Origin of the sequence: Methylobacterium sp. 88A (assembly GCF_000376345.1) — a bacterium.
Lineage (GTDB): Bacteria > Pseudomonadota > Alphaproteobacteria > Rhizobiales > Beijerinckiaceae > Methylobacterium > Methylobacterium bullatum.
In genome coordinates this window covers 4,084,274-4,108,046 of the sequence record NZ_AQVT01000001.1, presented here as the reverse complement: position 1 = coordinate 4,108,046, position 23,773 = coordinate 4,084,274, and the positions used below count along the sequence as shown (strand labels likewise).

Annotated in this window: 25 protein-coding genes and 1 tRNA gene; 9 read left to right on the top strand and 17 right to left on the bottom strand. The window is 66.2% G+C overall.

Going from position 1 to position 23,773, the window contains the following annotated elements:
• Positions 1-47 precede the first annotated feature (47 nt).
• Positions 48-853 (bottom strand): IS5 family transposase gene (locus tag A3OM_RS25440; RefSeq protein WP_085984205.1). Its coding sequence is split into 2 segments (ribosomal slippage): positions 48-523 and positions 523-853, totalling 807 coding nucleotides; the frame shifts between segments, so codons are not numbered across the junction.
• Positions 854-1,030: 177 nt separating this feature from the next.
• Here A3OM_RS25440 and A3OM_RS25435 point away from each other — a divergent pair.
• Positions 1,031-1,768 carry a hypothetical protein gene (locus A3OM_RS25435; protein ID WP_157196511.1) on the top strand — a complete coding sequence of 246 codons (738 nt, stop codon included), beginning with the start codon at positions 1,031-1,033 and terminating at the stop codon, positions 1,766-1,768.
• 5 nt (positions 1,769-1,773) lie between these two features.
• Here A3OM_RS25435 and A3OM_RS0119625 read toward each other — a convergent pair whose 3' ends face one another.
• From A3OM_RS0119625 to htpG, 5 genes are all read right to left on the bottom strand, one after another.
• Positions 1,774-2,448: a hypothetical protein gene (locus A3OM_RS0119625; protein WP_026176228.1), complete on the bottom strand. Its 675-nt coding sequence runs from the start codon at positions 2,446-2,448 to the stop codon at positions 1,774-1,776.
• A gap of 13 nt (positions 2,449-2,461) precedes the next feature.
• A protein-coding gene (locus A3OM_RS25430; RefSeq protein WP_085984229.1) for an IS5 family transposase occupies positions 2,462-3,267 on the bottom strand; the annotation gives its coding sequence in 2 pieces (ribosomal slippage) (positions 2,462-2,937 and positions 2,937-3,267; 807 coding nt in all).
• A gap of 39 nt (positions 3,268-3,306) precedes the next feature.
• Positions 3,307-4,572 (bottom strand): site-specific integrase, encoded by a 1,266-nt coding sequence (locus A3OM_RS24385; protein ID WP_051074342.1) that lies wholly within the window; start codon positions 4,570-4,572, stop codon positions 3,307-3,309.
• A gap of 100 nt (positions 4,573-4,672) precedes the next feature.
• Positions 4,673-4,762, bottom strand: a tRNA-Ser gene (locus A3OM_RS0119610).
• Positions 4,763-4,862: 100 nt separating this feature from the next.
• Positions 4,863-6,695: a molecular chaperone HtpG gene (gene htpG / locus A3OM_RS0119605; protein WP_018045485.1), complete on the bottom strand. Its 1,833-nt coding sequence runs from the start codon at positions 6,693-6,695 to the stop codon at positions 4,863-4,865.
• A gap of 188 nt (positions 6,696-6,883) precedes the next feature.
• Here htpG and A3OM_RS0119600 point away from each other — a divergent pair, with 188 nt between their 5' ends.
• The 3 genes from A3OM_RS0119600 to A3OM_RS0119590 all read left to right on the top strand — a co-directional run bounded on the left by A3OM_RS0119600 (position 6,884) and on the right by A3OM_RS0119590 (position 9,803).
• Positions 6,884-7,177 (top strand): hypothetical protein, encoded by a 294-nt coding sequence (locus A3OM_RS0119600; protein ID WP_238253847.1) that lies wholly within the window; start codon positions 6,884-6,886, stop codon positions 7,175-7,177.
• A gap of 134 nt (positions 7,178-7,311) precedes the next feature.
• Positions 7,312-8,463: an FIST N-terminal domain-containing protein gene (locus A3OM_RS0119595; RefSeq protein ID WP_018045483.1), complete on the top strand. Its 1,152-nt coding sequence runs from the start codon at positions 7,312-7,314 to the stop codon at positions 8,461-8,463.
• On the top strand, positions 8,460-9,803 hold the full coding sequence (locus A3OM_RS0119590) for a hybrid sensor histidine kinase/response regulator (RefSeq protein ID WP_018045482.1): 1,344 nt from the start codon (positions 8,460-8,462) through the stop codon (positions 9,801-9,803). The genes A3OM_RS0119595 and A3OM_RS0119590 overlap by 4 nt, the downstream gene beginning before the upstream one ends.
• 26 nt (positions 9,804-9,829) lie before the next feature.
• Here the strand turns inward: A3OM_RS0119590 and A3OM_RS0119585 are convergent, their stop codons facing one another.
• The 6 genes from A3OM_RS0119585 to A3OM_RS0119560 form a co-directional block, all read right to left on the bottom strand.
• Positions 9,830-11,020 (bottom strand): L-dopachrome tautomerase-related protein, encoded by a 1,191-nt coding sequence (locus A3OM_RS0119585; protein ID WP_026176226.1) that lies wholly within the window; start codon positions 11,018-11,020, stop codon positions 9,830-9,832.
• Between the two features lie 31 nt (positions 11,021-11,051).
• Entirely contained in the window at positions 11,052-12,023 is a 972-nt protein-coding gene (locus tag A3OM_RS0119580; RefSeq protein ID WP_018045480.1) for an SMP-30/gluconolactonase/LRE family protein, read from the bottom strand.
• Positions 12,024-12,088: 65 nt separating this feature from the next.
• Entirely contained in the window at positions 12,089-13,294 is a 1,206-nt protein-coding gene (locus A3OM_RS0119575; RefSeq protein ID WP_018045479.1) for an L-dopachrome tautomerase-related protein, read from the bottom strand.
• 96 nt (positions 13,295-13,390) lie between these two features.
• A complete protein-coding gene (locus A3OM_RS0119570) occupies positions 13,391-13,756 on the bottom strand; it encodes a response regulator (protein WP_018045478.1) in 366 nt (121 codons plus the stop codon).
• Positions 13,757-13,930: 174 nt separating this feature from the next.
• Positions 13,931-14,500 (bottom strand): hypoxanthine phosphoribosyltransferase, encoded by a 570-nt coding sequence (hpt, locus tag A3OM_RS0119565; RefSeq protein WP_026176225.1) that lies wholly within the window; start codon positions 14,498-14,500, stop codon positions 13,931-13,933.
• A gap of 70 nt (positions 14,501-14,570) precedes the next feature.
• Positions 14,571-15,350, bottom strand: coding sequence for a zinc-ribbon domain-containing protein (locus A3OM_RS0119560; protein ID WP_018045476.1), 780 nt, complete (start codon positions 15,348-15,350; stop codon positions 14,571-14,573).
• 157 nt (positions 15,351-15,507) lie between these two features.
• Between A3OM_RS0119560 and ftsE the strand changes: the two genes are divergently transcribed.
• From ftsE to A3OM_RS0119545, 3 genes are all read left to right on the top strand, one after another.
• The gene (gene ftsE, locus A3OM_RS0119555) at positions 15,508-16,206 is read left to right on the top strand and encodes a cell division ATP-binding protein FtsE (protein ID WP_018045475.1); all 699 of its coding nucleotides are present in this window, start codon (positions 15,508-15,510) and stop codon (positions 16,204-16,206) included.
• Between the two features lie 35 nt (positions 16,207-16,241).
• Positions 16,242-17,174, top strand: coding sequence for an ABC transporter permease (locus tag A3OM_RS0119550; RefSeq protein ID WP_018045474.1), 933 nt, complete (start codon positions 16,242-16,244; stop codon positions 17,172-17,174).
• 269 nt (positions 17,175-17,443) lie between these two features.
• Complete coding sequence (locus tag A3OM_RS0119545) at positions 17,444-18,130, top strand: YdcF family protein (RefSeq protein ID WP_018045473.1); 687 nt, start codon at positions 17,444-17,446, stop codon at positions 18,128-18,130.
• A gap of 643 nt (positions 18,131-18,773) precedes the next feature.
• Here A3OM_RS0119545 and A3OM_RS0119540 read toward each other — a convergent pair.
• From A3OM_RS0119540 to A3OM_RS26205, 4 genes are all read right to left on the bottom strand, one after another.
• On the bottom strand, positions 18,774-19,025 hold the full coding sequence (locus tag A3OM_RS0119540; RefSeq protein ID WP_018045472.1) for a hypothetical protein: 252 nt from the start codon (positions 19,023-19,025) through the stop codon (positions 18,774-18,776).
• A gap of 242 nt (positions 19,026-19,267) precedes the next feature.
• Positions 19,268-19,426, bottom strand: coding sequence for a hypothetical protein (locus A3OM_RS26210; protein ID WP_018045471.1), 159 nt, complete (start codon positions 19,424-19,426; stop codon positions 19,268-19,270).
• 151 nt (positions 19,427-19,577) lie between these two features.
• The gene (locus A3OM_RS0119530) at positions 19,578-19,901 is read right to left on the bottom strand and encodes a hypothetical protein (protein ID WP_018045470.1); all 324 of its coding nucleotides are present in this window, start codon (positions 19,899-19,901) and stop codon (positions 19,578-19,580) included.
• Positions 19,898-20,071: a hypothetical protein gene (locus A3OM_RS26205; protein WP_018045469.1), complete on the bottom strand. Its 174-nt coding sequence runs from the start codon at positions 20,069-20,071 to the stop codon at positions 19,898-19,900. The genes A3OM_RS0119530 and A3OM_RS26205 overlap by 4 nt, the downstream gene beginning before the upstream one ends.
• A gap of 181 nt (positions 20,072-20,252) precedes the next feature.
• Between A3OM_RS26205 and A3OM_RS24380 the strand changes: the two genes are divergently transcribed.
• Positions 20,253-20,852, top strand: coding sequence for a hypothetical protein (locus A3OM_RS24380; RefSeq protein ID WP_210162316.1), 600 nt, complete (start codon positions 20,253-20,255; stop codon positions 20,850-20,852).
• Between the two features lie 386 nt (positions 20,853-21,238).
• The gene (locus tag A3OM_RS0119515) at positions 21,239-22,147 is read left to right on the top strand and encodes an MBL fold metallo-hydrolase (protein ID WP_018045467.1); all 909 of its coding nucleotides are present in this window, start codon (positions 21,239-21,241) and stop codon (positions 22,145-22,147) included.
• On the opposite strand, the gene A3OM_RS0119510 is transcribed toward A3OM_RS0119515, so the two are convergent.
• Complete coding sequence (locus A3OM_RS0119510) at positions 22,134-23,612, bottom strand: amino acid permease (RefSeq protein WP_018045466.1); 1,479 nt, start codon at positions 23,610-23,612, stop codon at positions 22,134-22,136. The genes A3OM_RS0119515 and A3OM_RS0119510 overlap by 14 nt on opposite strands.
• Between the last annotated feature and the right edge of the window lie 161 nt (positions 23,613-23,773).

Below are 23,773 nucleotides of genomic sequence, written 5' to 3'. Positions count from 1 at the left end.
TGCCGCCCAGGCTGTGTCCGGACCGCCACAGGGATGCTTTAGCGCGCCTAACAGAACCGTTTGATCTGGTTGAGAGTGATGAGACTGGTCGCGAGGCTCGTGAAGGCCTCGTAGATGTCGCTGCGTCGCTCGTAGCGGACGGGTAGGCGGCGGAAGCGGTTGAACCACGCGTGGGTACGCTCGACGACCCAACGATGCCGACCGAGTTTCTCGCTGCTTTCGATACCCTTCCGCGCGATGCGCGGGACGATCCCCCGCGCCCGGCACTCCTGTCGGCGGGGTCGGGCATCGTAGGCCTTGTCGGCGTGCAGCTTGTCCGGACGGCGTCGCGGTCGCCCTCGTCGGCCACTCCGCAGAGGCGGAATGGCATCGAGGGTGGCCGCCATCATGACGGTGTCGTGTCGGTTGGCCCCGCTCAGGCAGAAGCCGAGCGGCGTGCCGCGCGCGTCGGTGACGAGGTGGCGCTTTGTGCCCGGCTTGCCCCGGTCCGTCGGGTTCGGGCCGGTGGCAGGCCCCCTTTTTTAGCCGGGACAGACGCGCTGTCCAGGCAAGCCCGGTTCCAGTCGATCTCACCCGCTGCGTGCAGGCGCTCCAGCAGCACATGATGCAGGCGGCTCCATACGCCCGCCGCTTGCCAATCCCGCAGCCGCCGCCAGCAACTCATGCCGGAGCCGCAGCCCATCTCGGCCGGCAGCATCTCCCATGGCAGACCCGAGCGCAGCACGAACAGGATGCCCGTCAGTGCGGCCCGATTCTCGATCGGACGACGCCCGCCCTTCGGACGGGACCGAGGTGGCGGGAGGAGCGGAGCGATCTCATCCCAGAGATCATCGGGGAGAAGCGGTCTGGCCATGCAAAACCAACGCTCGACATCCGACCCGGTGCCGTTCTGTTAGGCGCTCTTATAGAGGGACGGGTAGATGCCGCGGTCATCCGCCGCGACCTCGACGCAAGCCCGTACTTCGTCGACCCTGCATCCGAACCAGATTGGCAGACTGTCTGGCACGGCCTGGAGCGGCCAGACAACGAGGTGACAGGTGCCATCAAGCGGATGGAGGCGTCGTTTGCTGGTCGAGCGTACACGGTGCCCGGTGAGATCCTGCACGTGTTCGGTCTGAGGCTGAACCTTGCCCGCATGGGCGCGATTGACGCTTCCATCCGAGACGTGATCGCCGAATGCCGGCAATACGTCGACGACCTTCTCGCGTCGGGACGGCTTCCGCCCCCCGCCCCCGGCGAAGATCCGTCCGAGCTTCGCGCCACTGGGTATGGCGGCCTCGCCATCGTCTTATCGGAAACCGCGGAGTACCTGGAGCTTCACCAATACCTCTTGGCCCAGAGGGTCTCGGCTGCTGAGGCCGGCTACCCCGCTTTGGCCCAAGAACTCCTAGCGATGCTTGCAGAGGCGCCGGTGACGTTCGCCGAGCGCATCGCGCAAGGAAGCGGGATGACTGGCGACGTAGCCGGCAAGCCCGTGCTCGCCGCCATGGACGCCGGCTCCTTCGTGTCGATCCTGCTGGGCGTCCATCCGGCCGCTCTGAGAAAGGTCACGAGGGCGATTGGTGCACGTTACATGCACGGCAGCCTAGCCAGCTATTTGGCCAGTGAACTCCCGTGGGCCCAGTCCATGGTACAGGCGCTCGTTGGGGAGGTCGAGAAGCTCCCGCCATACGCGAAAGATCGGATGAATCTCTTCATCTCGCAGTCGCTGGCGCCAATCCCGGAACTCGGGACATGCTTCCCTGAAGCGCCTAACGATCAATCTTAGAATCATCAATTCAGTGTTCGGATCGGTAGAAACGGCTGGGAAACCACGCCGTCCCTGGTTTCCCACCGCAGCGCCAAGCTCTTCCCTGGCTCGATCTCTCCGCCACACTCAATCGAGGCCACGTCGCCGTTTATATGAATGCGAAAACCCCAATCCCCGGTCCATACCGTGACGCTACCGGCGGTGTGACAGCGGACCTCCGTCAGAAGGTCCCGGAGTTCTTGCGCGGCGGCGGCCTGAGCGGCCAACCACTCCTTTTCGGGAAGGCCGCACGCCGCCTCGACGGCCGCAGGGACGCTGCACAGAACTGCCAGCGATGACGTCGGCACCGTTGATTCCCTTGTCAGCGGAAAGCCATCGTACCCTCCTCGGAATGTCGACGATGCTGGCCCATCATGCTCGGTGTTCGATCGGCTCAGCGGTGAGGGCATCGCGTTCGGTGGAGCCGACTGCATACCGGGGAACAGCTTCATCTCGCGCTCCATCACGTCGACCTTGAAGCCCCCGTACTTTCGGCCTTCGGTCTGCGGCGCGTGCCCCTGGATGGCATCCAGGATCGAGTCCCGCATCCCACCCCTGCGACCGCGCGTCTTGAAACTGTGATGCCAGCCATGGTTGGGGTCGACGCCGACATCGACGATCCCGAGCTTCCGGACCCAGGCGGCGAGCCGCTCACCCACTTTCTTAGCGCGCCTAACAGAACCGTTTGATCTGGTTGAGAGTGATGAGGCTGGTCGCGAGGCTCGTGAAGGCCTCGTAGATGTCGCTGCGTCGCTCGTAGCGGACGGGTAGGCGGCGGAAGCGGTTGAACCACGCGTGGGTACGCTCGACGACCCAACGATGCCGACCGAGTTTCTCGCTGCTTTCGATACCCTTCCGCGCGATGCGCGGGACGATCCCCCGCGCCCGGCACTCCTGTCGGCGGGGTCGGGCATCGTAGGCCTTGTCGGCGTGCAGCTTGTCCGGACGGCGTCGCGGTCGCCCTCGTCGGCCACTCCGCAGAGGCGGAATGGCATCGAGGGTGGCCGCCATCATGACGGTGTCGTGTCGGTTGGCCCCGCTCAGGCAGAAGCCGAGCGGCGTGCCGCGCGCGTCGGTGACGAGGTGGCGCTTTGTGCCCGGCTTGCCCCGGTCCGTCGGGTTCGGGCCGGTGGCAGGCCCCCTTTTTTAGCCGGGACAGACGCGCTGTCCAGGCAAGCCCGGTTCCAGTCGATCTCACCCGCTGCGTGCAGGCGCTCCAGCAGCACATGATGCAGGCGGCTCCATACGCCCGCCGCTTGCCAATCCCGCAGCCGCCGCCAGCAACTCATGCCGGAGCCGCAGCCCATCTCGGCCGGCAGCATCTCCCATGGCAGACCCGAGCGCAGCACGAACAGGATGCCCGTCAGTGCGGCCCGATTCTCGATCGGACGACGCCCGCCCTTCGGACGGGGCCGAGGTGGCGGGAGGAGCGGAGCGATCTCATCCCAGAGATCATCGGGGAGAAGCGGTCTGGCCATGCCAAACCAACGCTGAACTTCCAGCTTCGTGCCGTTCTGTTAGACGCTCTTAGATAACGGGTTGGCGGACGAGCCGCCGCGCCCCCGGGTCGGGTCGTAGAACAGGGGCCCCGTCCGCGTGTCGACGTAGTCGAGGAAGCCCATCTCGACGAGATGCGGGTGGATTGGGACGTCCCGGAACCGCTTCGTCTTCACCGTCCCAGCCTCGGGGGTGATGCGGAAGACCGGTATGCCCCCCTCGTGGCGCACGTCCTTGCGGCGCAATTGCGTGATTTCTCCGACCCGTGCCCCTGAGTAGGCGCACAGCCATGGAACCCATCGCCGGGCCGCGGCATGCTCGGGGCTCAGGCGCCCGCCTTGGGACGCGAGGGCCGCTGCGAGGATGGTCGACGCCTCCGCCTCGGTGAAGTCGCGGTCGCGCAGCACGACTTCCTCCACGACCTTCACCCTTATGCCCGCACAAGGATTGGCCGCGACCTTCCGCTTGCCCTGAAGCCACCCGAAGAGCGCCTTCGCCGAGGCGAGGTAGACGTCGCGGATGGTTTTGTCGGCTCGCTTGTCCGCGGCAAGCCCGTCGACCCAGTCGGCGACATGATCCGGCGTGACGCGAGCGAGGTCGTCATGCCCGACGAATGCGGTCAGCGTTGCCAAGGCAGGCCCCCAACGCTTCCGGGTGGACGCTGCGAGCTTCGAGGCTTCGGCGTACTTCTCGAACCATTCCTCCAGCGGCAGGACGGTCGTGGGGGCTACCTCCGGGATCTTCGGAAACCGCCCGGCCATCGGGTCGGGACTGAAATCTCCGCTGAAGTATTTCATGCTCTGCTCAACGGCTTGGAGGATCGCCTTTGCTATCGCGAGGTCCAACGCGCCCCGAGTGTCCGGGTGGATGACCAGCCCCTTGCGCGCGAGGTAGGCGTCGATGTCCTTGCCATGGTGGCCCAAGAACTCCGCGCGATGTGCCGGGCTTGGATCCTCGACGTACCGGTGGATCATCACCGAAGACAGTAGAGCGAAGGACGGTGAGAACTTGCCGGCTTGGAACTGTGGAACGAGGTCCTCATAGAAATCGCCCGCCATGGCGTTGACCTCAAGGAGGTTCAGATGCCGTACGCCCGCCCGCAGATTCGCCCAGCGAGCCTCGACCAGCGCCGCGTGCGCGGCGAAGCGGCGCTTGGCCTCGCCGACGTCCTTCGTCCCGAGGCTCGCCTTCTCCTCGCGCTTGCCCACGAGCGCCATGAGGTCCTTCGGGATCCGCTTGCGGAACCAGAAAACACCGGTCTTCGGATGGGGCCAGGGACGCGACATTGCCAGAACCACGTGTGTACCATCCGTGTGTACCACCGGACGGCCACGAAGTCGCTGTTTCCCTTGGGAACGTCTGAAAATAAAGGCTTTTCAGGCTGAATGGCGGAGAGGGGGGGATTCGAACCCCCGATGGGCTTGCACCCATGCCGCATTTCGAGTGCGGTACAATCAACCGCTCTGCCACCTCTCCGCGGGGCGCCTCGATGAGACGGAGGCTCGTTAACACGAGTTCGGTCGACATCACAAGTCGGGAGCGCACAAAGAATGCGCTCCCGTCGAACGTCGCGGGGTCAGCCGCCGGAGGCCAGGGCCGCGGCGACCTTGCGGGCGAAGGCGACGGGGTCGCGTGGGGTGTCGCCGTCCTGAATGCGGGCGAGGTCGACGAGGGTGCCGGCGGGCTCCGTCACGTCCTCTCCGGCCTCGGCCTTCGCCGCGAGGGAAGCGATCAGCGGGTGGCGCGGATTGATCTCGAGGATCGGCAATCCGCCGGCTCCTCGCCCGGCCCGGCGCAACAGGCGCTGCATCTGCAGGTCGGGCCCGCTGCCCGAGGCCGAGAGCACCACGGCACTCTCCACCAGCCGCTCGGTGGCGCGCACGTCGGCCACATCCTTGGCCAGTGCCGCCTTGAGGGCGGCGACGAGGGACTCGACGGAGGCGGGTGCCTCGCCGGTTTCCTCGGTGGCGGCGATCTTCGAAAGGTCGAGGCCGCCCTGGGTCACCGAACGCAGGGGCTTCTCCTCGAACCGGCCGAGCTGCTCCGGCCAGAACGCGTCGACATGGTCGGAGAGCAACAGCACCTCGACGCCACGGGCGCGGAACCCCTCGAGCTGCGGCGAGGAGGCCAGGGCGTCGGCATCGTCGGCCACGAGGTAATAGATCGCCTCCTGGCCGTCCTTCATGCGCGAGACGTAATCGGGCAGGGAGGTCCAGCCTTCCACCGCCGAGGAGCGGAAGCGCAGGAGCGGAGCGATCTCGCCCCGGCGCTCGTAATCCTCGTAGATGCCCTCTTTGAGGACGGGGCCGAAATTCTCCCAGAAGGACTGGTAGCCCTCCGCATCCTTGGCGCGGGTGCCGAGTTCGGAGAGGACACGGCCGGCGACCGCGCGGCGGATCTTGGTGAGGACCGGCGTCGCCTGCAGCATCTCGCGGGACACGTTGAGGGGCAGGTCCTCGGTGTCGACCACGCCCTGAACGAAGCGCAGCCAGGTCGGCAGCAATTCGGCCTCATCGGTGATGAACATGCGCCGGACGTGGAGCCGGACCTTGCTCGCGCGTTCGCCCTCCACCGCCTGGAACGGCTTCATGCCGGGAATGAACAGCAGGGCCGAGAATTCGAGCGCCCCTTCCGCGCGCCAATGCAGGGTCGCCCAGGGCTCGTCGAAGTTCATGCCGACATGGCGGTAGAACTCGGTGTACTGCTCCGGGGTGACCTCGGATTTCGACTTGCGCCACAGGGCCGTGCCCTGGTTCGCGGTCTCGGTCTTGCCCTCGGAGACGATGGCCACCGGCACGGTGATGTGGTCGGCCCATTTGCGCACGACGTGGTCGAGGCGATAGCTCTCCAGATACTCGTCGGCGTCCTCATTGAGATGGAGGACGATGTCGGTGCCCGGCTCGTCGCGGGTCGCCTGTTCCAGGGTGTAGCTGCCCTGGCCCTCCGAGGCCCAGGTCCAGGCTTCGTCGGAGCCGGCGCGGCACGAGGTGACGGTCACCCGGTCGGCTACCATGAAGGCGGAGTAGAAGCCGACGCCGAACTGGCCGATCAGGCTGGGTTTGTCCTCGGCCTTCGCGTCTCCGAGCGACTGGCTGAAGGCGCGGGTGCCGGAGCGGGCGATGGTGCCGAGGTTCTGCGCCAGTTCGGCCTTGGTCATGCCGATGCCGGGATCGGAGATCGTCAGCGTGCGCGCGGTCTTGTCGGGGGTGATCGTGACCTTCGCGTCGGCCGGCGGGGCAGAGACCGATTGCGTCAGCGCCTCGAAGCGACGCCGGTCCATGGCATCGGCGGCGTTGGCCACCAATTCGCGCAGAAAGATTTCGCGGTCGGAATAGAGGGCGTGAACCACGAGGTCCAACAGCCGGCCGACCTCGGCACCGAATTCGTGCCGTTCCAGGGTATCGCTCAAGGGTTTGCCTCCGGGGATCGAACGGTGCGCGATATGACCCTTGCGGTGCGGAAATTCAATATCGGCAAGTAGAAGTCGGGTCCGTCATGCCGCCGCCTGGGGCAGGCGCCCGGTCCATGCAACCTTGTCCGCTCTCGGGCGTAGCCGTGTCTGACTCACCACGTTCGAGGACGACGACGATGGAACCGATGAAGCCTATGGAACCCATGAAGCCCATGGAGCCGATGAAACCCATGTCCGGCGGCGAGGCCTGGTGGCCCCAGGAGCTGGGCCAGCCTTCCACCAGCGGTGGCCAGAACGGGATGCGCTACGCCTTCTTCCCCGACTCGCGCCGGCTCGTCATCGACACGGACGGCAAGCGCACGACCTACGATACCGGCGATCACCAGATCAGCGGCGTCTCCCAGAGCAACGGCTCCGCGCCGACCTTCTCGTCCCGCCAGGGCGACGTGTCGGTGAAAGACCTCAAGACGGTGGATTGAGCCCAAAAGGCGGCGCTTGCGAGCGCCGCCATTGCGCCCGGCCTGACGCACCGACATACTCCTCCGAAATGACGTCGAGGCGCAAAGCCGACGCATGACGCCGAGGGGACGGGACGGTGAAGGAAGGCACGCGGATGCGTGGGCATCTGTGCGGGATCAGGACCGCCTGGACGGTTGCCGCGACGGCGGCCGAGGCGGTGGCGGACGTCGCCGCCGGCATCGGTCCATCCCGTCTCTCGCATCTGCTGGCCTTCTTCTCCCCCGATTACGTCGTCGATGACCTGAACACCGCCCTGGCAGGCGCTTTCCCCGGCACACCCATCACCGGATGCACCATGTCGGGCGGCATCTGCCCGGCGGGCGGGCTGGAGCGCGGCCTCGTGGTGGTCGCTTTCCCCGAAAAGGGTTTTCGCGTCGTCTCCGCGATTCTGGATGCCATCGACCATCTCGACGTGGCGCGCACCGCCTCGTCCGTCCGTGCCCTGCGGCGGATCCTGGAGACGGAATCCCCCGATGCCGCACCGAACCGGCGCTTCGCCCTGTCCTTCATCGATGGCCTCGCCAATGCGGAGGAGACGGTGGTCTCGGCCATCGCCTGGGCGCTCGATGGCATCCCCCTGGTCGGCGGATCCGCCGGCGACGACCTGAATTTCCGCGAGACGGTGCTGCTCCACCAAGGCTCGATCCATCGCCGGGCGGCGGTGGTGGTGCTGGTGGAGACGGATTATCCGTTCCAGATCTTCAAGAGCGATCATTTCGAGCCGACGACCACGAAGTTCGTGGTCACGGCCTCCGACGACGAGCAGCGCATCGTCCACGAGTTGAATGCCGAGCCTGCCGCCCGCGAATACGCCATGGCGGTGGGGCTCGACCCGGAAGCGCTGACGCCGATGAGTTTCGCCGCCTATCCCCTCGCGGTGAAGGTCGGGGGCGAGTACTTCTGCCGCTCGATCCGGCGCATGAACGCCGATGGCTCCCTGAGTTTCTTCTGCGCCATCGACGAGGGCGTCGTCCTCACCCTGGCCCAGCCGCGCGACATCGTGGAGACCACCCGGAGCGAACTGACCCGTCTCGAAGCGGCACTCGGGGGGATCGATCTCATCATCGGCTTCGACTGCGTCCTGCGCCGTCTCGATGCTGAGAGCCGGCAGGTCCGCCAGGGCATCTGCGACCTCTATCGCCGCTATGACGTGGTGGGGTTCGAGACCTATGGCGAGCAGTACCGGGCGATGCACCTCAACCAGACCTTTACCGGCATCGCCATCGGCCGGCTGGCCGCTTCATGACAGCCGGCTCTCCCAGCGTCGGCGACGAAGAGGCCAGCCGCCGTATTGCCAAGCTGGAGCGTATCAACGCGGCGCTCATGGCGCATGTGGAGCGCACCATGGACCAGCAGGGGGGCGCCTATTCGCTGTTCCAGACCGCGATCATGCTTGAGGGCCGCGTCCGCTCCCGCACCGAGGAACTCACCGGCCTGATGTACAGCCTGGAGCGCTCAAACGCCGCGTTGGTCGCGGCCAAGGAGGAGGCCGAGACCGCCAACCGCTCGAAGACCCGTTTCCTCGCCGCCGCCGGGCACGACCTGCTGCAGCCGCTGAACGCAGCGCGCCTCTCGGCTTCCGCCCTGTCGGACATGCCACTCGGCTCGGAAGCCCTGGCGATGTCGGCGCAGGTCGAACGGGGGCTGCAGACCATCGAGGACCTGATCAAGACTCTTCTCGACATCTCCAAGCTCGATGCCGGCATCGTCCGCCCGGTCATCCGGCCGGTGGCTCTCGGCGATCTGCTCGACGGGATCGCGGCGAGCTTCATGCCGATGGCCGAGCGCAAGGGCCTGCGCCTCGCGGTCCGCTGCCCGGAGATCCGGGTGGACAGCGACCCGGTCCTCCTTCGGCGCATCCTGCAGAACCTCGTTTCCAACGCGATCCGATATACTGGCCGGGGCGGCGTACTGATCGCCGCGCGCCGGCGTGGTCGGCTGTGCCGCATCGAGGTGATCGATACCGGCTGCGGCATCGCGGAGAGCGAGCGCCATCTCGTCTTCGAGGAATTCTACCGGGGCGGCGGGGCGGGTGACGAGGGCGAGCCGGGACTTGGCCTCGGACTCTCCATCGTCCAGCGCATGGCCACGGCCCTCGACCATGCCCTCGTCCTCGATTCGCGGCTCCGCCACGGCACCCGGGTCAGCCTGTCCGTCCCCATCGGCGCCTCCCCGACCGAGACCATGGCCGGCCCCGCGCCCATCGCCACGCGGTTGACCGGGGCGCGCGTCCTCATCGTCGAGAACGACCCGGCCACCGCCGATGCGCTGAGGCGTCTGCTGCAGAACTGGGACGCGGAGGTCAGTGTCCATCGCGACCTTGCGGGTGTGGCGGAGCGCGTCGCCGCCGGGCAGCCCCCGCCGGACGTACTGATCCTGGATTATCACCTCGATCACGGCGCCTGCGGCCTCGATGTCGCGAGCTACCTGCGCGGCGTGGCCTGTTCGGCCCTGCCGGTCATCGTGACCACCGCCGACCATTCGCCCGGGATCGAGGCGGACGTGGCGATGATCGGCGCCGAATTGATGCACAAACCGATCAAGCCGGCGCAGCTGCGTGCCCTCCTCACACATATGCTCGCCTGATCATACGACCGGGCGGGGGCGCCGTATCAAGCCGGGTCGGCGTCGATACGCATTCGGAGGATGGCGTAGGGCGGCTGCCGCATGTCGCGGCCGTTGTTGTAGTCCGGGCTCCGATTGACCTGCGCGGCGGTGATGTAGAGCCAGCGGTCGGGGGTGATCCAGAACGTGTCGGCCCAGATCAGCCGGGGATCGGTGGCGAGGATGGTGACGGTGCCGTCCGTTTCGCGCCGGCCGACCGCATTGTGCTCCTGCAGGGCGAGATACACGCGGTCCTTGGAATCCGCGATGAGGCCGCCGGTCATGCCCTTCTCGCCGAGATCCTCGACGGCGGCGGCGACCTCGGCATCGGACACCGCCGGGTCGAGGAGCGAGGCGGTCTCCACCGCATAGAGCCGCCGGCCCATGAGTGGCGCGTAGTAGAGGCGGCGGCCGTCCGGGCTCAGGGCGATGCCGTTGGCGCCACCCTGCACCGGGCGCGGCGGTCCCTCCGCCTTGCGCTGCAGGATCTGGCGGTTCTCGACGACCTTGACGATGCCCTTCTGGGATTCGGTGCTGGCATGCTCGGCGAGGCGCCGGACGACGCGGCCGCTGGCGAGATCCACCGCCAGGATCGCGCCGTGCCCGTCCTGGCCCTGGTCGGTGATGAAGGCCACCGCCCGGCCGTCGCGGATATCGACCCGCAGGTCGTTGAGCGAGGAGGTAGCGGTGACGCCGGCCTCCAGCGGGACCATTCTAACGATCCGGTTGGTCGCCAGATCGAACTGAACGAGCTTGGCCCCTCCCGGCATGGGCGGCCCCGCGCCGTCCGGCAGCCCGGCATCGAGGACCCAGAGCTTGTCGTCCCGGTCCATCACCCCATTGGGCACATGCAGCAGGCGGGTCTGGGCGCGTTTGGCATCGGGCTGGTTGGTGGTCTCGTCGGGATAGGGCGTCACGCTCCCATCCGGCATGACTTCGCCGAGGGTGAAGGGCACCTTGGCGTTGAAGCGCGGCATCATCACGAAGACGCGGCCGCTCTGGGACAGGGTGAGGCCGGTGGGGTTGGAGGGCGCGTCCGCTGCCATGGCGAGTTCAAGTCCCGGCACCCCTGGGTCGCTGGCGACCGTCCTACCGGATGCCGTATTGGGGGAGCCTCCCTCAGCCGCGGAGGCCTGGCTGCTCAGGCAGGCAAATCCGGCGAGGCCGGCCGCCAGCATGTCACGTCGTGCGAAAGTCATTGATGCTGCAATCCTGAAGAAATGACGTTGGTCAGCCGGCTTTCGCCGCGCCCCGGACCTTGAGATCGATCGCGGCCACCACGGAGCCGGCCGAGATGAAGAGGCGATGCCCGTCCGCCCCACCGAACTCGACGTTGGAGGCCGGCGTCGCCGTGGCGATCCGGCCGAGCAGCGTCCCGTCGGGCAGGTAGATGCGCACGCCGTCGGCACAGGCGGCGTAGATCCGCCCGGCCTCATCAATGGCGAGACCGTCCGGAGCGCCGGCATCGAGCGCGGCGACCACCCGTGGCTCGCCAAGGCGCCGGTCCTTCACCGGGAAGGCGAGGATGGCGCGCGCGCCCTCCGCATTGTCGAGGGCGGCGCTGGTCTCCGTGACGTAGAGCGTGTGGCCGTCCGGCGCGAAGGCGATGCCGTTGGGCTGGCCGACGGCATCGGTCATGCCCTGGACTTCACCGGCCGGATCGATCCGGTAGACCCGCCTCGCGGATTGGGCCGGCACCGCCTGAATGCCTTCATCCGGCACGGTGATGCCGAAGACGGGATCGGTGAACCAGATCGCTCCGTCCGGCGCGAGCGCCGCGTCGTTGGGTGAGTTCAGAGGCTTGCCGCCGTAGGAATCCGCCATCACGGTCATCGTCCCGTCGGGTTCGCGGCGGACGACGCGACGGGTCCGGTGCTCGCAAGTGACGAGGCGCCCCTTCGCATCGAGGATGTTGCCGTTGGCGTTGTTGGAGGGATCGCGAAACGGCTTCACCTCGCCGTTTTCCCCGATTACCAGCATGCGGTTCGACCGCACGTCGCTGACGATGAGGCCCCCGAGATGCGGCGCCCAGCACAAGCCTTCGCACCACCGACCCTCGCGGTAGAGGGGCATCGGCCGGGCGGACGGATCGACCAGTTCGGCGAACCGGGGATCGTCTGACCGGAGGATCGGAGCCGCCGAGGCGTGACCGCTCCAGAGACCGGATGCGGCGAGGCCGCAGAGGATGTCGCGTCGGCGCATGGGAAAGCTCGCAGGGGAGGGCGGGAATGCCCGGCCGGTCTCGCCGACCGACCGGGCCTTCGGTCTCAGCGGGCGGCTGGGATCGTCGTCGATCCGGTGGCATCGCTCGCCGGGGGCTTGATGCTCCACAGGTCGGTGGGCAGGGCCGCCGGTGCGTCGGGCTTGTAGAAGGCCGAATCCTGGATGCGAGAGGTCGTCACGTAGAGGGTGCCGTCCGGTCCCTCGGCGAAAGTGTCGGGCCAGCGCAGGCGCTTGTCCTGGATCAGGGTCGTGAGGGCAGAGCCCTTCGCGGACAGGTCGCGGACCTTGATCGAGTCGTCCTGGGGCGAGGTGACGTACATCCGCCCATCCTTGCGCGAGATGATGAGGCCGTCCGCAGGGCCGTTGTCGCCCACCGTCTCCACCTTGCCCGACAGGCTCCTGTCGCTGAGCGCTTCCGGCACGAGCGACGACGTCATCCAGCCGGTGAGCGCGGAGGTCGGCAGGCTGTAGAGGGTCCGCCCCTTGATCGCCTGCCAGTACAGGGTGTCGCCATCGGGCGAGAGGGCGATGCCGTCGGCGGCGAATTCCACGCCGCGTCCATCTGGCCGCCGAAGGGGCCTGCCCTCGTAGGTCACGGTCACCGTCTTGTCGGGCTGGGTCGTCGGATCTCCGTCGAGGAGGCGGCGGGCCTTGCCGCTGGCAAGATCGACCACGACGAGGGCGCCACTCGCGCCCGAATCGGTGATGTAGGCGGTCTTTCCATCCGGCGAAAAGCGCACGTCGTTGAGGTAGGAACCCTGAGGGGCCACGGCCTCGTTGAAGGCGATGGTGCGGGCGGGCCTGTTGGTCTTGAGGTCGATCTCCACGAGCTTCGGCCCGTTCTTCACCACCGCCGCCATGCCGGGCGCGGCCGGATCGAGCACCCAGAGATTACCGTCAGGGCTCGCCACCACACTCTGGACGCAGATCCAATGGTCCCCAGCTGAGACATCGTCCTTGCGCGCATTGCGCCAGGCGTTCCACTCGGCGTCGGGGAAAGGTGTGACCCGGCCGTCCTTTACCTCGGCGACGGAGACGGCGCTGTCTTCGGTCCAGCGTGGGAAGTTGACGAACACGCGACCATCCTTGGAGACGGTGACGCCGGTGACCTGATGCTCGAAGCTGGCGACCTTGGTGAGTGTGCCGGCGGCGGGACCCGGCTGGGCTTCGGCCGCAGCAGCCCCGGTGGTGATCGTGCCGGAGAGAAGCAGCGCGGCCAGGGCGGCGCGGGTTGTCGTCGATGACGTCATGGGGCACTCGTCGCGAGAAAAGGAGGAATCGCTCCCTTCGCCAACGCAATGACCGGCGGCCAAGCTTCATCGAAATTTTGCGGACCTGCGGCCCGTTCAGGCGGCGAGCGCGCGTTTCACCGTCGAGCGCAGGTCGGCCAGGGAGAAGGGCTTCGTCAGCACATCGGTGACGATGGCGTCGAGGCCACGGGCCCGCTCGCGTTGGTCTGCGAACCCCGTCATCAGGAGGATGGTCAGGTCGGGAAAATCGCGCTTGGCCGCGAGCGCGAGGGCGATCCCGTCCATCAGCGGCATGCGGATATCGGTGAGCATCAGATCGAACCCGCCATCCGCCTCGATCAGCCGATCGAGCCCGTCGCTCCCATCCGACGCCGTCACGACGGAATGCCCGTCGATTTCCAGGCCCCGTTTCAGGAAGCCACGCACGGGCTCTTCATCGTCAACGAGGAGGATTCGTGCCATCAACTCTTTGTCTCTGCTGGATCGCCCAGACTGCGCTTTTACTCAGCTTCGATGTCAAGGGCCGCTTTGCATCAAATGATATGCAAATGTTCCGCATGCCCCGACCGCGCGCAATTGTCGCCCTAAAGCCACGGCTGTGCCTGATCGTCAGCTTCGCGTGCCTGCAGGACGGGCTCAGGTGCCGCCGAACAGGTCCGGCTCGCTGCTCACGTGGTCGACCAAGCCGACGAAGGGGAGCTGACGATATTCATGGGCGACATCCATCCCGTAGCCGACCACGAACACATCGGGGCAGGTGAATCCGACGAAATCGGCATCGATGGTCACCGCCCGCTTGCCCGGCTTCTCGAGCAGGACGGCAGTCAGGACCCGCTTGGCGCCACGCGCCATGAGCAGGTCCTTGGCGAAGACGACGGTGCGTCCGGATTCCAGGATGTCGTCCACCAGGAGGACGTCGCGGCCGCGAACCTCACTCTCGACGTCGCGCAGGATCTCTACCTGTCCCGAGGAAACCGTGCCGCTGCGATAGCTCGACAGGTGGACGAACTCGACCTGCGGTGACAGGCCGGACCGGTGCAGCGCCCTCAGCAGGTCGGCTGCGAACATGAAGCTTCCCTTGAGAACCGCCACGACGAGGAGGTTCTCGGGCTTGGCCGCGACGATGTCCGCGGCCAGCTCCTCGTTGCGGTTCGCGATGGCGGTTTCGTCGAAGAGGACGCGCACGCGTCGGGTCGGGCTGGTCATACGATCTCTCTACCACGAGCGGGCGCGGGTGGCACCGTTTTTTGCCCTGCGCGAGAGGCAACGTCCGGTGTCAATGACCGAGATCCGTCTCCGGCACACCGCGCTCCGGTGCGAACCCGACCTTGATCGTGCGCCCCTGCGCCGGCGGCGCCGACAAGCTTGCCCTGAACCGGGCCGTCTCGCGATCCTCGAGGCTGGAGCGCGGCGGCGCCACGGTCCAGCGGTAGATGGTCTGGTCCTGCGCATCGCGCACTTCGACCTCGATCGGCGGCACCGGGACGGGGTTGCCCGCCACGCCGACCACGTCGCCCTCGACGACGAGTTGGGACGCGGCGCCCTCGCCCTGGGTCTGGAAGGCCGAAAGATCGCGGATCTCGATGCCGCGCAGGTTCACGGGCATGCCGATCCCGGCATAAAGCGCAGCGCTCTGGGGCATGGCCCGCACCACGGTGCTGCGGGCAAGTAGCGCCAAGGGTATGCCCGCCAGCAGGGCGAGCCCGAAGGCGGCGACCGGCGACATAGCGCCCCATCGTTTCGGAGGGGGCGTGCGCCCGCGGGGCTTGCGGACCGGCTTCTCCTCCGGCACCGGACCCACCGCTGCGGCCTGGGCCTCCTCGGCCAGTGCCGCTTCCCATGCATCGAGATCGGCCTGCGCTTCCCCGCGCCCCTCCACCGAGCCCATCGCCGCCTGAATCTCGGCCATCTCCTCGGCGAGAGCAGCAGCGACCTCATCGGGTGAGATGAACCAGGTCTCGCGACACGCGGCACAGCGCACCGAGCGGCCTTCGACGCCAACCCTGTCGGTGGCGATGTCGTATTCGCTTGCGCAGGCCGGGCATACGATCAGCATGGCGAATCGACGCCTCGAATTCTCGATCGGCGGTTGCCGGTTCGGTGAAAAAGACTCACACCATCATCGCCAAGAGCGGTTAATCCTCCGTGAAGCGGCAGAATGGGAGCACAGGCTTGTCAGCAGAATCAGGCATCAACGGATCCGGGCATCTCGCGTGACCGCTGACAGCCTCCTGTCGGGCGTCGAGGAGCCCGTGGTCCAGTTCGAAAATGTCGGCATGCGCTACGGCCTCGGGCCGGAAGTGCTGAGCGACGTGAGCTTCCAGATCGCCCCGCGCTCGTTCCAGTTTCTCACCGGCCCCTCCGGCGCGGGAAAGACCACCCTGCTGCGCCTGATCCTTCTCTCGGTCCGGCCGACGCGCGGGCTGGTCTCGGTGTTCGGAGAGGAAGTCAGCGACATCTCCAACGAGGCGCTCACCGGTTTGCGCCGGCGGATGGGCATCGTATTCCAGGATTTCCGGCTGCTCGACCACCTCACCACTTACGAGAACGTCGCCCTGCCGCTGCGCGTCCAGGGCAGGTCGGAGACGAGCTACCGTGCCGAGGTGGTCGAACTCCTGCGTTGGGTCGGTCTCGGCGAGCGCATGCACGTCCTGCCGCCGCTTCTGTCGGGCGGCGAAAAGCAGCGTGCGGCGATCGCCCGGGCGCTCATCGCCCGGCCGGACCTTCTCCTCGCCGATGAACCAACCGGCAACGTCGATCCCGGTCTCGGCCGGCGGCTGCTGCGGCTATTCATCGAACTCAATCGGCTCGGAACCTCCGTCCTGATCGCCACCCACGACTTCGCCCTAATGGACCTCGTCGACGCCCCCCGGCTCGTCCTAGGTCAGGGCCGGCTGCAGATCGAACACTGATGGGTCGTCAGGCAAGCCCACCGCCGCATCCCTCGATGCCCATCGCTACCGACCAGGAAGCCCTTCCGGCGACCCTGCGACGCAACGCTCCCCTCGTCCCCACCGACTCGGCCGCGAGCCGGGCGCTCGCGGCCGTCATCGCGATCCTGACTTTCCTGGCGGCTCTTTGCGCCGGGGCGGCCGAGATCGTCGCCTCCAGCGCCGATCAGTGGCAGGGCAGCGTCGCGCAGGAGGTGACGGTTCAGGTGAGGCCGAGCGCCGGTCGCGATATCGATGCCGATGTGGCCAAAGCCGATGCACTGGCAAAGGCGACGCCCGGAATCGCCACGACGCGGATCTTTTCGAAGGCGGAAGCCGAACGCCTACTCGAGCCCTGGCTCGGCAGCGGCCTCGATCTTTCCGACCTGCCAGTTCCGCGGCTCGTGACCCTGAAACTCGCGGATTCCCCCGCGCCGGATCTGAAAGGACTCCGGGGCGCGCTCGGCGAAGCCCTGCCGGGGGTGGCGAGCCTCGACGACCATGCCCTATGGCTTCAGCGGCTCTCGACCATGGCCAACACCTTCGTCGGTGTCGGCGTCGGCATCGTCGCCCTCGTCCTGATCGCCACCGGGCTCGCGGTCGTGTTCGCCACGCGCGGCGCCATGGCCGGCAACCGGGAAGTGGTGGAGGTGCTGCACTTCGTCGGCGCGAACGACGATTTCATTGCCCGCGCCTTCCAGCGCCGCTTCTTCGGCCTCGGCCTACGCGGAGGCGTCATCGGCTCGTGCCTGGCACTTGCGGTCTTCGCGCTAGCGGGACTGCTCGCCCGGCTCTGGCGATCGGGGCCGGCCGGAGACGAGATCGAGGCGCTGTTCGGCGCCTTCCATATCGGTTGGCGTGGCTACGCCGCCGTCCTGCTCATCGGCGTGATCGCCTCCGTGGTGACCGGTATCGTTTCGCGGCTCACGGTCAGACGATTCCTGCGCTGAAGCTGGGTTTTCGACTGCGGGACAGGGCTCTTCGCCCCCTTGCTGCATGACATCGCACGGGGTTCCGAGTTCCCGGAATCGCGTTAACTATTCGTAAACCCTTAGGGGCGGAAGTATCGCCTCGCGGATGCCGCATTCGGCACTACCTTCGGAGAATGGCCACGCGGATGTCAGGACTCGGCACCACTCGCCCGCTGGAGGCGTTCGGTTGGGTCTGGCCACGCGGTCGGGCGGAATTGTCGGCGCCTCCCGCACGGATCGCAAGGGTGATGTCTCCAACACTGCAGCGTATCGGCTATGTCACCCTCGGCCTCGGTGCCATCGCCACCCTGGCGCTGGTTGCCGGGTTCCTGATCTTCGCCGAATCCATCGCCCGTGACGAGCGCACGCTCGACGGCCGGGCGGACGGGATCGTGGTCCTAACGGGCGGCGCACAGCGTATCGGCGACGCAATCGATCTTCTCGCCGGCGGTTATGGCCGGCGCCTGCTGATCACCGGCGTCAACGAGCGAACGAGCCGCGACGAGATCGCCCGCCTGAATCCGACCCAGCGCCACTGGATCGAGTGCTGCGTCGATCTCGATTACCGGGCTCGCAACACGATCGGCAACGCCATCGAAACCCGTCGCTGGATGCGCCAGCACCGGTTCAATACCGTCGCGGTGGTCACCTCGAACTACCACATGCCCCGGACCTTGGTGGAGCTCGATCATGCGTTGATGGGCAAGGACCGGGTACTGCCCCACCCCGTGATCGCGGACGGCTTCGACGCCGATCGCTGGTGGCGGCACCCTGGAACGGCAAGGCTCATCGGCTCGGAATACCTGAAGTTCCTCGTTTCATGGCTGCGGACGCGGTTCGAATCCGATCCGGAGCAATCACGAGCGGCGATCATGATGGGGCGCGGAAAACCCATCAAGCTCGTCTCCGAATCGATCATGCGCGCGCAATACTGACACCGCCCTCTCAGCGCGACGCGTGTCGCCCGATAGCCACCGTCACAATCCTCGCTCCGGCCTGCATCGGCAGATCTATGGATGTCGAAACCGGACTCCGTCTTTCCCCAGACAGTATCCTCGGACCTTGGCTTCGGGCCTTGCGCCTCGTCTCGGTGGGCGTTTCGATCACGTATAGGGTGGGCGTTCCGACGGGGGCGGGGCGGATGCCGGTGGCGGTGGGAACATCGTATGTTCCATGTCCCCAAGCGCTCGGGACGAGCTCGGTTGGGCGGGGTATTGGCAGCAACAACCCAGTACGAGAGGCTGCGACGACATAAGGCCCGGCGTAGCTCTCATCGAACCGCGGTCGGAACGTATCGGGATGGCCGTAGCCCGAAGCTGTGACGTCCTGTGCATGAGCTACTGGCGCCACCACGAGGGCAAGCGTCAGGGTGAATCCCGGCATCATCCATCTCAGCGTGGCCGACATACGAACCTCGTCGTATCGAGACGGACCTCGATAGACCGGCACGACGAGAATGATCGTGCCAAGGTGAAGTCTGATTGTAGGGGCGAGGGGTGAGGTGCGGCAGTCCCTAAGTAGCTGCAAGGCATCGAAGTCGACGCCCACATGCCGTCATCCGAAAGCGGAGGCATTGCCTCAGCGGCAAGTGGTGACACGGCGGACGATCCAGCCCTCGCCATCGACGAACAAGCGCTTGCGCGATTTGGTGCAAGCGAGAGTATCGTCCTCGGCCTCGACCGTCAGGGCTACCTTGCCAAGCTCCGCATCCCGGTGAGGAGTGCCGGTCGAAGATCCCTCAGTGCCAGGCATTGCCTCAGCGGAAAAAGAGGACACGCCGACGGCGAGCGCAATGCCCATCGCACTGAAAAGCCTGAACCGTTTCGTCATCGCAACCCTGCCCGCGCTCCGTTTTACGAAGCACCATCCAGACCCAAGCCATTGCACTTACCGCAGCGCTTGGTTTGTAAATCGCGGGAGGGCGAAACGGTTGCAGCGCAATGAAGCGCCACACGCGAATAGTTGGGTTTGCCACACTGCTTGTGTGACATCACACCGTCACGATCGTGATTGCGCGTCGAGAAGCCTCTCTGCCGCCGCCGACGGCGCGCCTGAAATCCCGTGGGGTGGCTTCAATGCGCAGCGGTGACACTGAGCAGCGGCAGGGTCACGGCAAGTTCCGGGGCGCCGAGGATCCGGGGCGTCAGGGAGGGGAGGGCCAGGGCTGCGATGCCGAGGACGAGGGTCAGGCCGAGAAGAGACGTTTCTAGGCCGCGGTAGATCACATCCATTCCCACCTCCACCCTGCAGGGACGAGTGGATCATGAGCGGGAGTGGGTTAATCAATCCCTCACGTGTACTTCGCGGAAAGGAGACGCAAGTGCAGGCCGAGCCCCGAATCATCGCGATCCATCGTTCAACTGAGGCTGGCACGCCCAGCCGTCACGCTCTTCCGAGCATTGTCATATGGGCGAGGTCGGCTTCTGGCGGCTTGAGCAGGGCCGCCGCCAGATTGGCCTCGAGCACGATGAGATCGCTATCAGGATCGGGCTCCCACCCGCAATTGCAGCCGCCTGGGCCTTCATGGGCCTCGGCGACCTGTCGATACAGCGTCCCGATGGTGCGCGCCGCTACCGCCAGCGCCTGGAGCGCCGGAAGAGGTTGTCGGTGCAGACTGGTCCAGAACGCGCGTCGCAGTGCCTCGTCCAGTTCGCTTCCCTCCTTGGGCGGATCGATACAGGGCCGGGAAGAACGGATAACACTCACGCGATCTCTCCTTTTACGATCGGGATCGGTTTGTGCATCAGGCCCGGCTCCTTTGCGGCAGTCAGGAAATCGACGAAGTCTGCGATGCGGTGCAGACGCATGTCGACGGTGCAACCATCCCACCATGCCAGCCGTGCATAACCGCGGATCAGTTCCAGCACCCGTTCCATCTCGTCCGACCTCCAAATTCTGCAGTGCCCCGACAGCGGGCATAAAGAAGCAAGCTGATCGATCAAGCAAGCGTATTGGCGAATATTGGAAAGAGTATAAAACTCACGCAAACCGTTCGAGCTACAATTTAGATTTAGATCTATTCTACGTTGCCTGGCCTTAGCGCCTCATTTTGCGGGGTTGAAACAAAAATGGCGTGCCTTCGTATCTGCGTTCCCCACCCTTGAGCACCTTTTACGAAATGGCGATCGAGGCAGGCCGCCAACGCGTTCGGCAGTCATCGCCAGCGGCGGAGAATGCCCCGAAATCTACGGTGATGCCGCCGTTCTGCTACCGGAGGTGGATGTGCCCAAGACCCATAAGATCAGCATCATTTTACACGTATTGAAGGACGCGATGTTCCGGGCCGCCATCGAGAAGCTGGGTGCGGATCACATCAAGCTCATCTCGCTGCGATCGGTTGCGTTCGACGAGATCGAGGGCGTGATCGGAGACATCATGAGCTGCGAGGAGATCGTCTCCACCTCGCTCCACGGTGTCATAGTTTCCCATGCCTACGTTATTCCCTGTCAGTCGCTCCGCGTGACGAGCGACCGGGAAAGCGCTCGGGATTCGTTCAAGATACGAGATTACAAGCTCTCGGTCGGTCTCGATGATCCAACTTTCGGCGTCCCGCCGAGATTTATCGACCTGAAGTGGCTCGAAGCGCGCGAGTGCGTCCTGCTGCCGTCGCCGATCGACACGAAGGCTCTCCGGGCACCGTTCCCCTTCCCCGGCTGATTGAAGGCCTGAACGGCGAGGCCGGTTTCCGGCCCTAGCACCACCCGCCTCAGGGCCGCGGAGCTCTCTTCCCGCACGCCCTCTCGAGGGCGTTTCGATGCGCAATCCCAACGGGCGGGTCGCCTTATCTATCGCTCGTCAATATGAGCCCAAGGCGCTCTTGCCCGACGCGGAAATAGTCAGGCGGGAGCCGGCTTTTCGCAGAATCCGGTCTTCTAAGCTGTGTGCGTGGCCGCACATCGATGTCGAAACGGGCTGACTACCTCATGGTCAACCCCACTTCGATCCTGGCAACCTGATCGTGGCCGCTCTCGCGAGGAACGGATCGCATCGGTGCGCCGAAAGGCGCCGGATCTCAGATGGATCGGGCAATCGGTAGTCGAACGATGACCATGACGCACACGACCTCGGCTGAGGACGGCCTCTCCCTACGCTTCTGGGGCGTTCGAGGTTCCACGCCTGTCAGCGGGCCGGATTATGCCGAGTTCGGGGGCAATACGCCTTGCATGGAGGTCCGCTGCGGCACGCGCCTGTTCGTGGTCGATGCCGGGTCCGGCCTTAATGCTTGCGGTCTCCATCATCGCGAGGCGCTACCCAAGGAGATCGATCTCCTGTTCAGCCATCTCCATCTCGACCACACCGCTGGGCTGCCGTTCTTCAAGCCGGTGATCTTCAACCCAGAGCGAACGATCAACACCTATTGCGGGAACCTCGACGGGGACAGCGCCAAGGCGGCCCTGGACCGGCTGTTCTCGCCGCCGCTGTTTCCGGTGACGCTCGATGTCATCCCGTGCACCTTCTCCCATCACGGCTTCAAGGCGGGCGAGTCGCTGAGTTTCGCCGACGGCGCGCGGGTCGACACCATCCTGCTCAATCATCCACAAGGGTCCGTGGGCTATCGCTTCGACCATGCGGGCAAGCGCCTTTGCATCATCAGCGACATCGAGCATTCCGACCCCTGGCCCGACGAGGCCCTTCGTCGCTTCGTGGAGGGGGCCGACCTGCTCGTCTACGACGGCATGTTCACGGAGACCGAGTATCCCCGCTGCTGTGGCTGGGGGCACTCCACCTGGGAAAAGGGCGTCGAGTTGGCGCGGGCGGCGGGGGCGAAGGCTTTGGCGATCATTCATCTCCACCCGTCGCATGGCGATGCGCAGTTGCGCAGCGTGGAGGCCGAGATGCAGGCCGTGATGCCGACCGCCTTCATCGCGCGCGAACGTCAGATGGTCGCCGTGGGCGAGGTGACGGAGCCGGCCCGCGACGGCCGGCACCTGTCCCTGATCAAGACGGCCTGACGGCCTCGTCGCGGCCGAGGCGGCTGTTGCGCCGGCTCCAGGCGAAGTAGATCACAAGTCCTACCACGAGCCAGGCAAGCAGTCGCAGCCAGGTCTGGCCGTCGAGGGACACCATCATGGCGAGGCAACTGACGATGCCGAGGATCGGCACCAGCGGCACCAGCGGCGTCCGGTAGTCCCGTCGCGCATCGGGCTGGGTCCGGCGCAGGATGATGACCCCCGCACAGACCAGGATGAAGGCCAGCAGGGTGCCGATGCTGGTCATGTGGCCGAGCTGGCTGATCGGCAGGAACCCGCCGAGCGCGCTGGTGAACACCATGAAGAACAGGTTCGAGCGGTAGGGCGTCTTCCAGGTCGGGTGGATCTTCGAGAAGAAGCCCGGCAGCAGCCGGTCCTGGCTCATGGAATAGAACACCCGGCTCTGGCCCAGCAGAAGGACCAGGATCACGGTGGAGAAGCCGGCGATGACGCCGAGGGTCACGAGGCTCCTCAGCCAGGGGAACGGGGTCTGGGCGATGGCCGTGTTCACCGGGGCGGCATCGCCCTTCATGGCGTCGTAATGCACGAGGCCGGTGAGCACGCCGGCGAAGGCGATGTAGATCACCGTGCAGATGGCCAGCGAGCCGAGGATGCCGATCATCATGTTGCGCTGGGGGTTCTTGGCCTCCTGCGCCGCCGTCGAGACCGCGTCGAACCCGATATAGGCGAAGAACACGACGCCGGCGCCGCGCATGATGCCGCTCCAGCCGTACTCGCCGAACGTGCCGGTGTTCTCGGGGATGAACGGCACGTAGTTCTGCGCCTTGATGTAGAACAGGCCGACGCCGACCACGACCGCCACCACCGCGAGCTTGATCGCCACGACGACGGCGTTGACGCGGGCGGATTCGCGGATGCCGATCATCAGCAGGGCCGAGACGGCGACGATGATGAGGATGGCGGGCAGGTTGACGATGCCATGCGCCGTCACCCCGTCGACCGTGTAGGTCTCGAAGGGGGAATTGACGAGGCTGGGCGGCAGGTTGATGCCGAGCGTGTCCCGCAGGAACCGGGTGACGTAGCTCGACCAGCTCACCGAAACGGTGGCCGCGCCGACAGCGTATTCGAGCACGAGATCCCAGCCGATGATCCAGGCCACGAACTCGCCCATGGTGGCGTAGGCGTAGGTGTAGGCCGAACCCGCCACGGGGATCATGCCGGCGAGCTCGCTGTAGCACATGCCGGCGAAGGCGCAGGCGATCGACGCGATGGCGAAGGAGATCACCACGGCGGGGCCGGCATGCTCGGCCGCCGCGATGCCGGTGAGGGAGAACAGGCCGGCTCCGATCACCGCGCCGATGCCGAGGGCGACGAGGCTCCAGGGGCCGAGGGTACGTTCGAGCTTGTGCTCACCCCCTTCGGCGTCGGCATTCAGTCGCTCGAGGGATTTCGTCCGGGTGAGATCGCCTGCGAGGCCTGATGCCATTGATCGATGCCCTTCATGGTTGGAGCGCGGAGGTCCGGCGTCCAGCGCATGGCGACCATGCAGCTTTCCCGCCAAGGGCTAAACCTTGGCCATTCAACGAGGTTCCGGCAAAATGACGCGCCGTCTCGCGGGTCGCGGAGGCCGCCCGAGGCGGCAAGCCA

Coding starts and splice junctions, on each gene's coding strand:
- A3OM_RS0119550 (WP_018045474.1), top strand. CDS start 16,242: ATGCCCATCGCTACCGACCAGGAAGCCCTTCCGGCGACCCTGCGACGC.
- A3OM_RS0119600 (WP_238253847.1), top strand. CDS start 6,884: ATGAAGCCTATGGAACCCATGAAGCCCATGGAGCCGATGAAACCCATG.
- A3OM_RS0119510 (WP_018045466.1), bottom strand. CDS start 23,612: ATGGCATCAGGCCTCGCAGGCGATCTCACCCGGACGAAATCCCTCGAG.
- A3OM_RS0119515 (WP_018045467.1), top strand. CDS start 21,239: ATGACCATGACGCACACGACCTCGGCTGAGGACGGCCTCTCCCTACGC.
- A3OM_RS0119580 (WP_018045480.1), bottom strand. CDS start 12,023: ATGCGCCGACGCGACATCCTCTGCGGCCTCGCCGCATCCGGTCTCTGG.
- hpt (WP_026176225.1), bottom strand. CDS start 14,500: ATGACCAGCCCGACCCGACGCGTGCGCGTCCTCTTCGACGAAACCGCC.
- A3OM_RS0119540 (WP_018045472.1), bottom strand. CDS start 19,025: ATGACGAAACGGTTCAGGCTTTTCAGTGCGATGGGCATTGCGCTCGCC.
- A3OM_RS24385 (WP_051074342.1), bottom strand. CDS start 4,572: ATGTCGCGTCCCTGGCCCCATCCGAAGACCGGTGTTTTCTGGTTCCGC.
- A3OM_RS0119585 (WP_026176226.1), bottom strand. CDS start 11,020: ATGACTTTCGCACGACGTGACATGCTGGCGGCCGGCCTCGCCGGATTT.
- A3OM_RS0119590 (WP_018045482.1), top strand. CDS start 8,460: ATGACAGCCGGCTCTCCCAGCGTCGGCGACGAAGAGGCCAGCCGCCGT.
- A3OM_RS26205 (WP_018045469.1), bottom strand. CDS start 20,071: ATGGAACGGGTGCTGGAACTGATCCGCGGTTATGCACGGCTGGCATGG.
- A3OM_RS0119575 (WP_018045479.1), bottom strand. CDS start 13,294: ATGACGTCATCGACGACAACCCGCGCCGCCCTGGCCGCGCTGCTTCTC.
- A3OM_RS0119570 (WP_018045478.1), bottom strand. CDS start 13,756: ATGGCACGAATCCTCCTCGTTGACGATGAAGAGCCCGTGCGTGGCTTC.
- A3OM_RS26210 (WP_018045471.1), bottom strand. CDS start 19,426: ATGGATGTGATCTACCGCGGCCTAGAAACGTCTCTTCTCGGCCTGACC.
- A3OM_RS0119595 (WP_018045483.1), top strand. CDS start 7,312: ATGCGTGGGCATCTGTGCGGGATCAGGACCGCCTGGACGGTTGCCGCG.
- A3OM_RS0119545 (WP_018045473.1), top strand. CDS start 17,444: ATGTCTCCAACACTGCAGCGTATCGGCTATGTCACCCTCGGCCTCGGT.
- A3OM_RS0119560 (WP_018045476.1), bottom strand. CDS start 15,350: ATGCTGATCGTATGCCCGGCCTGCGCAAGCGAATACGACATCGCCACC.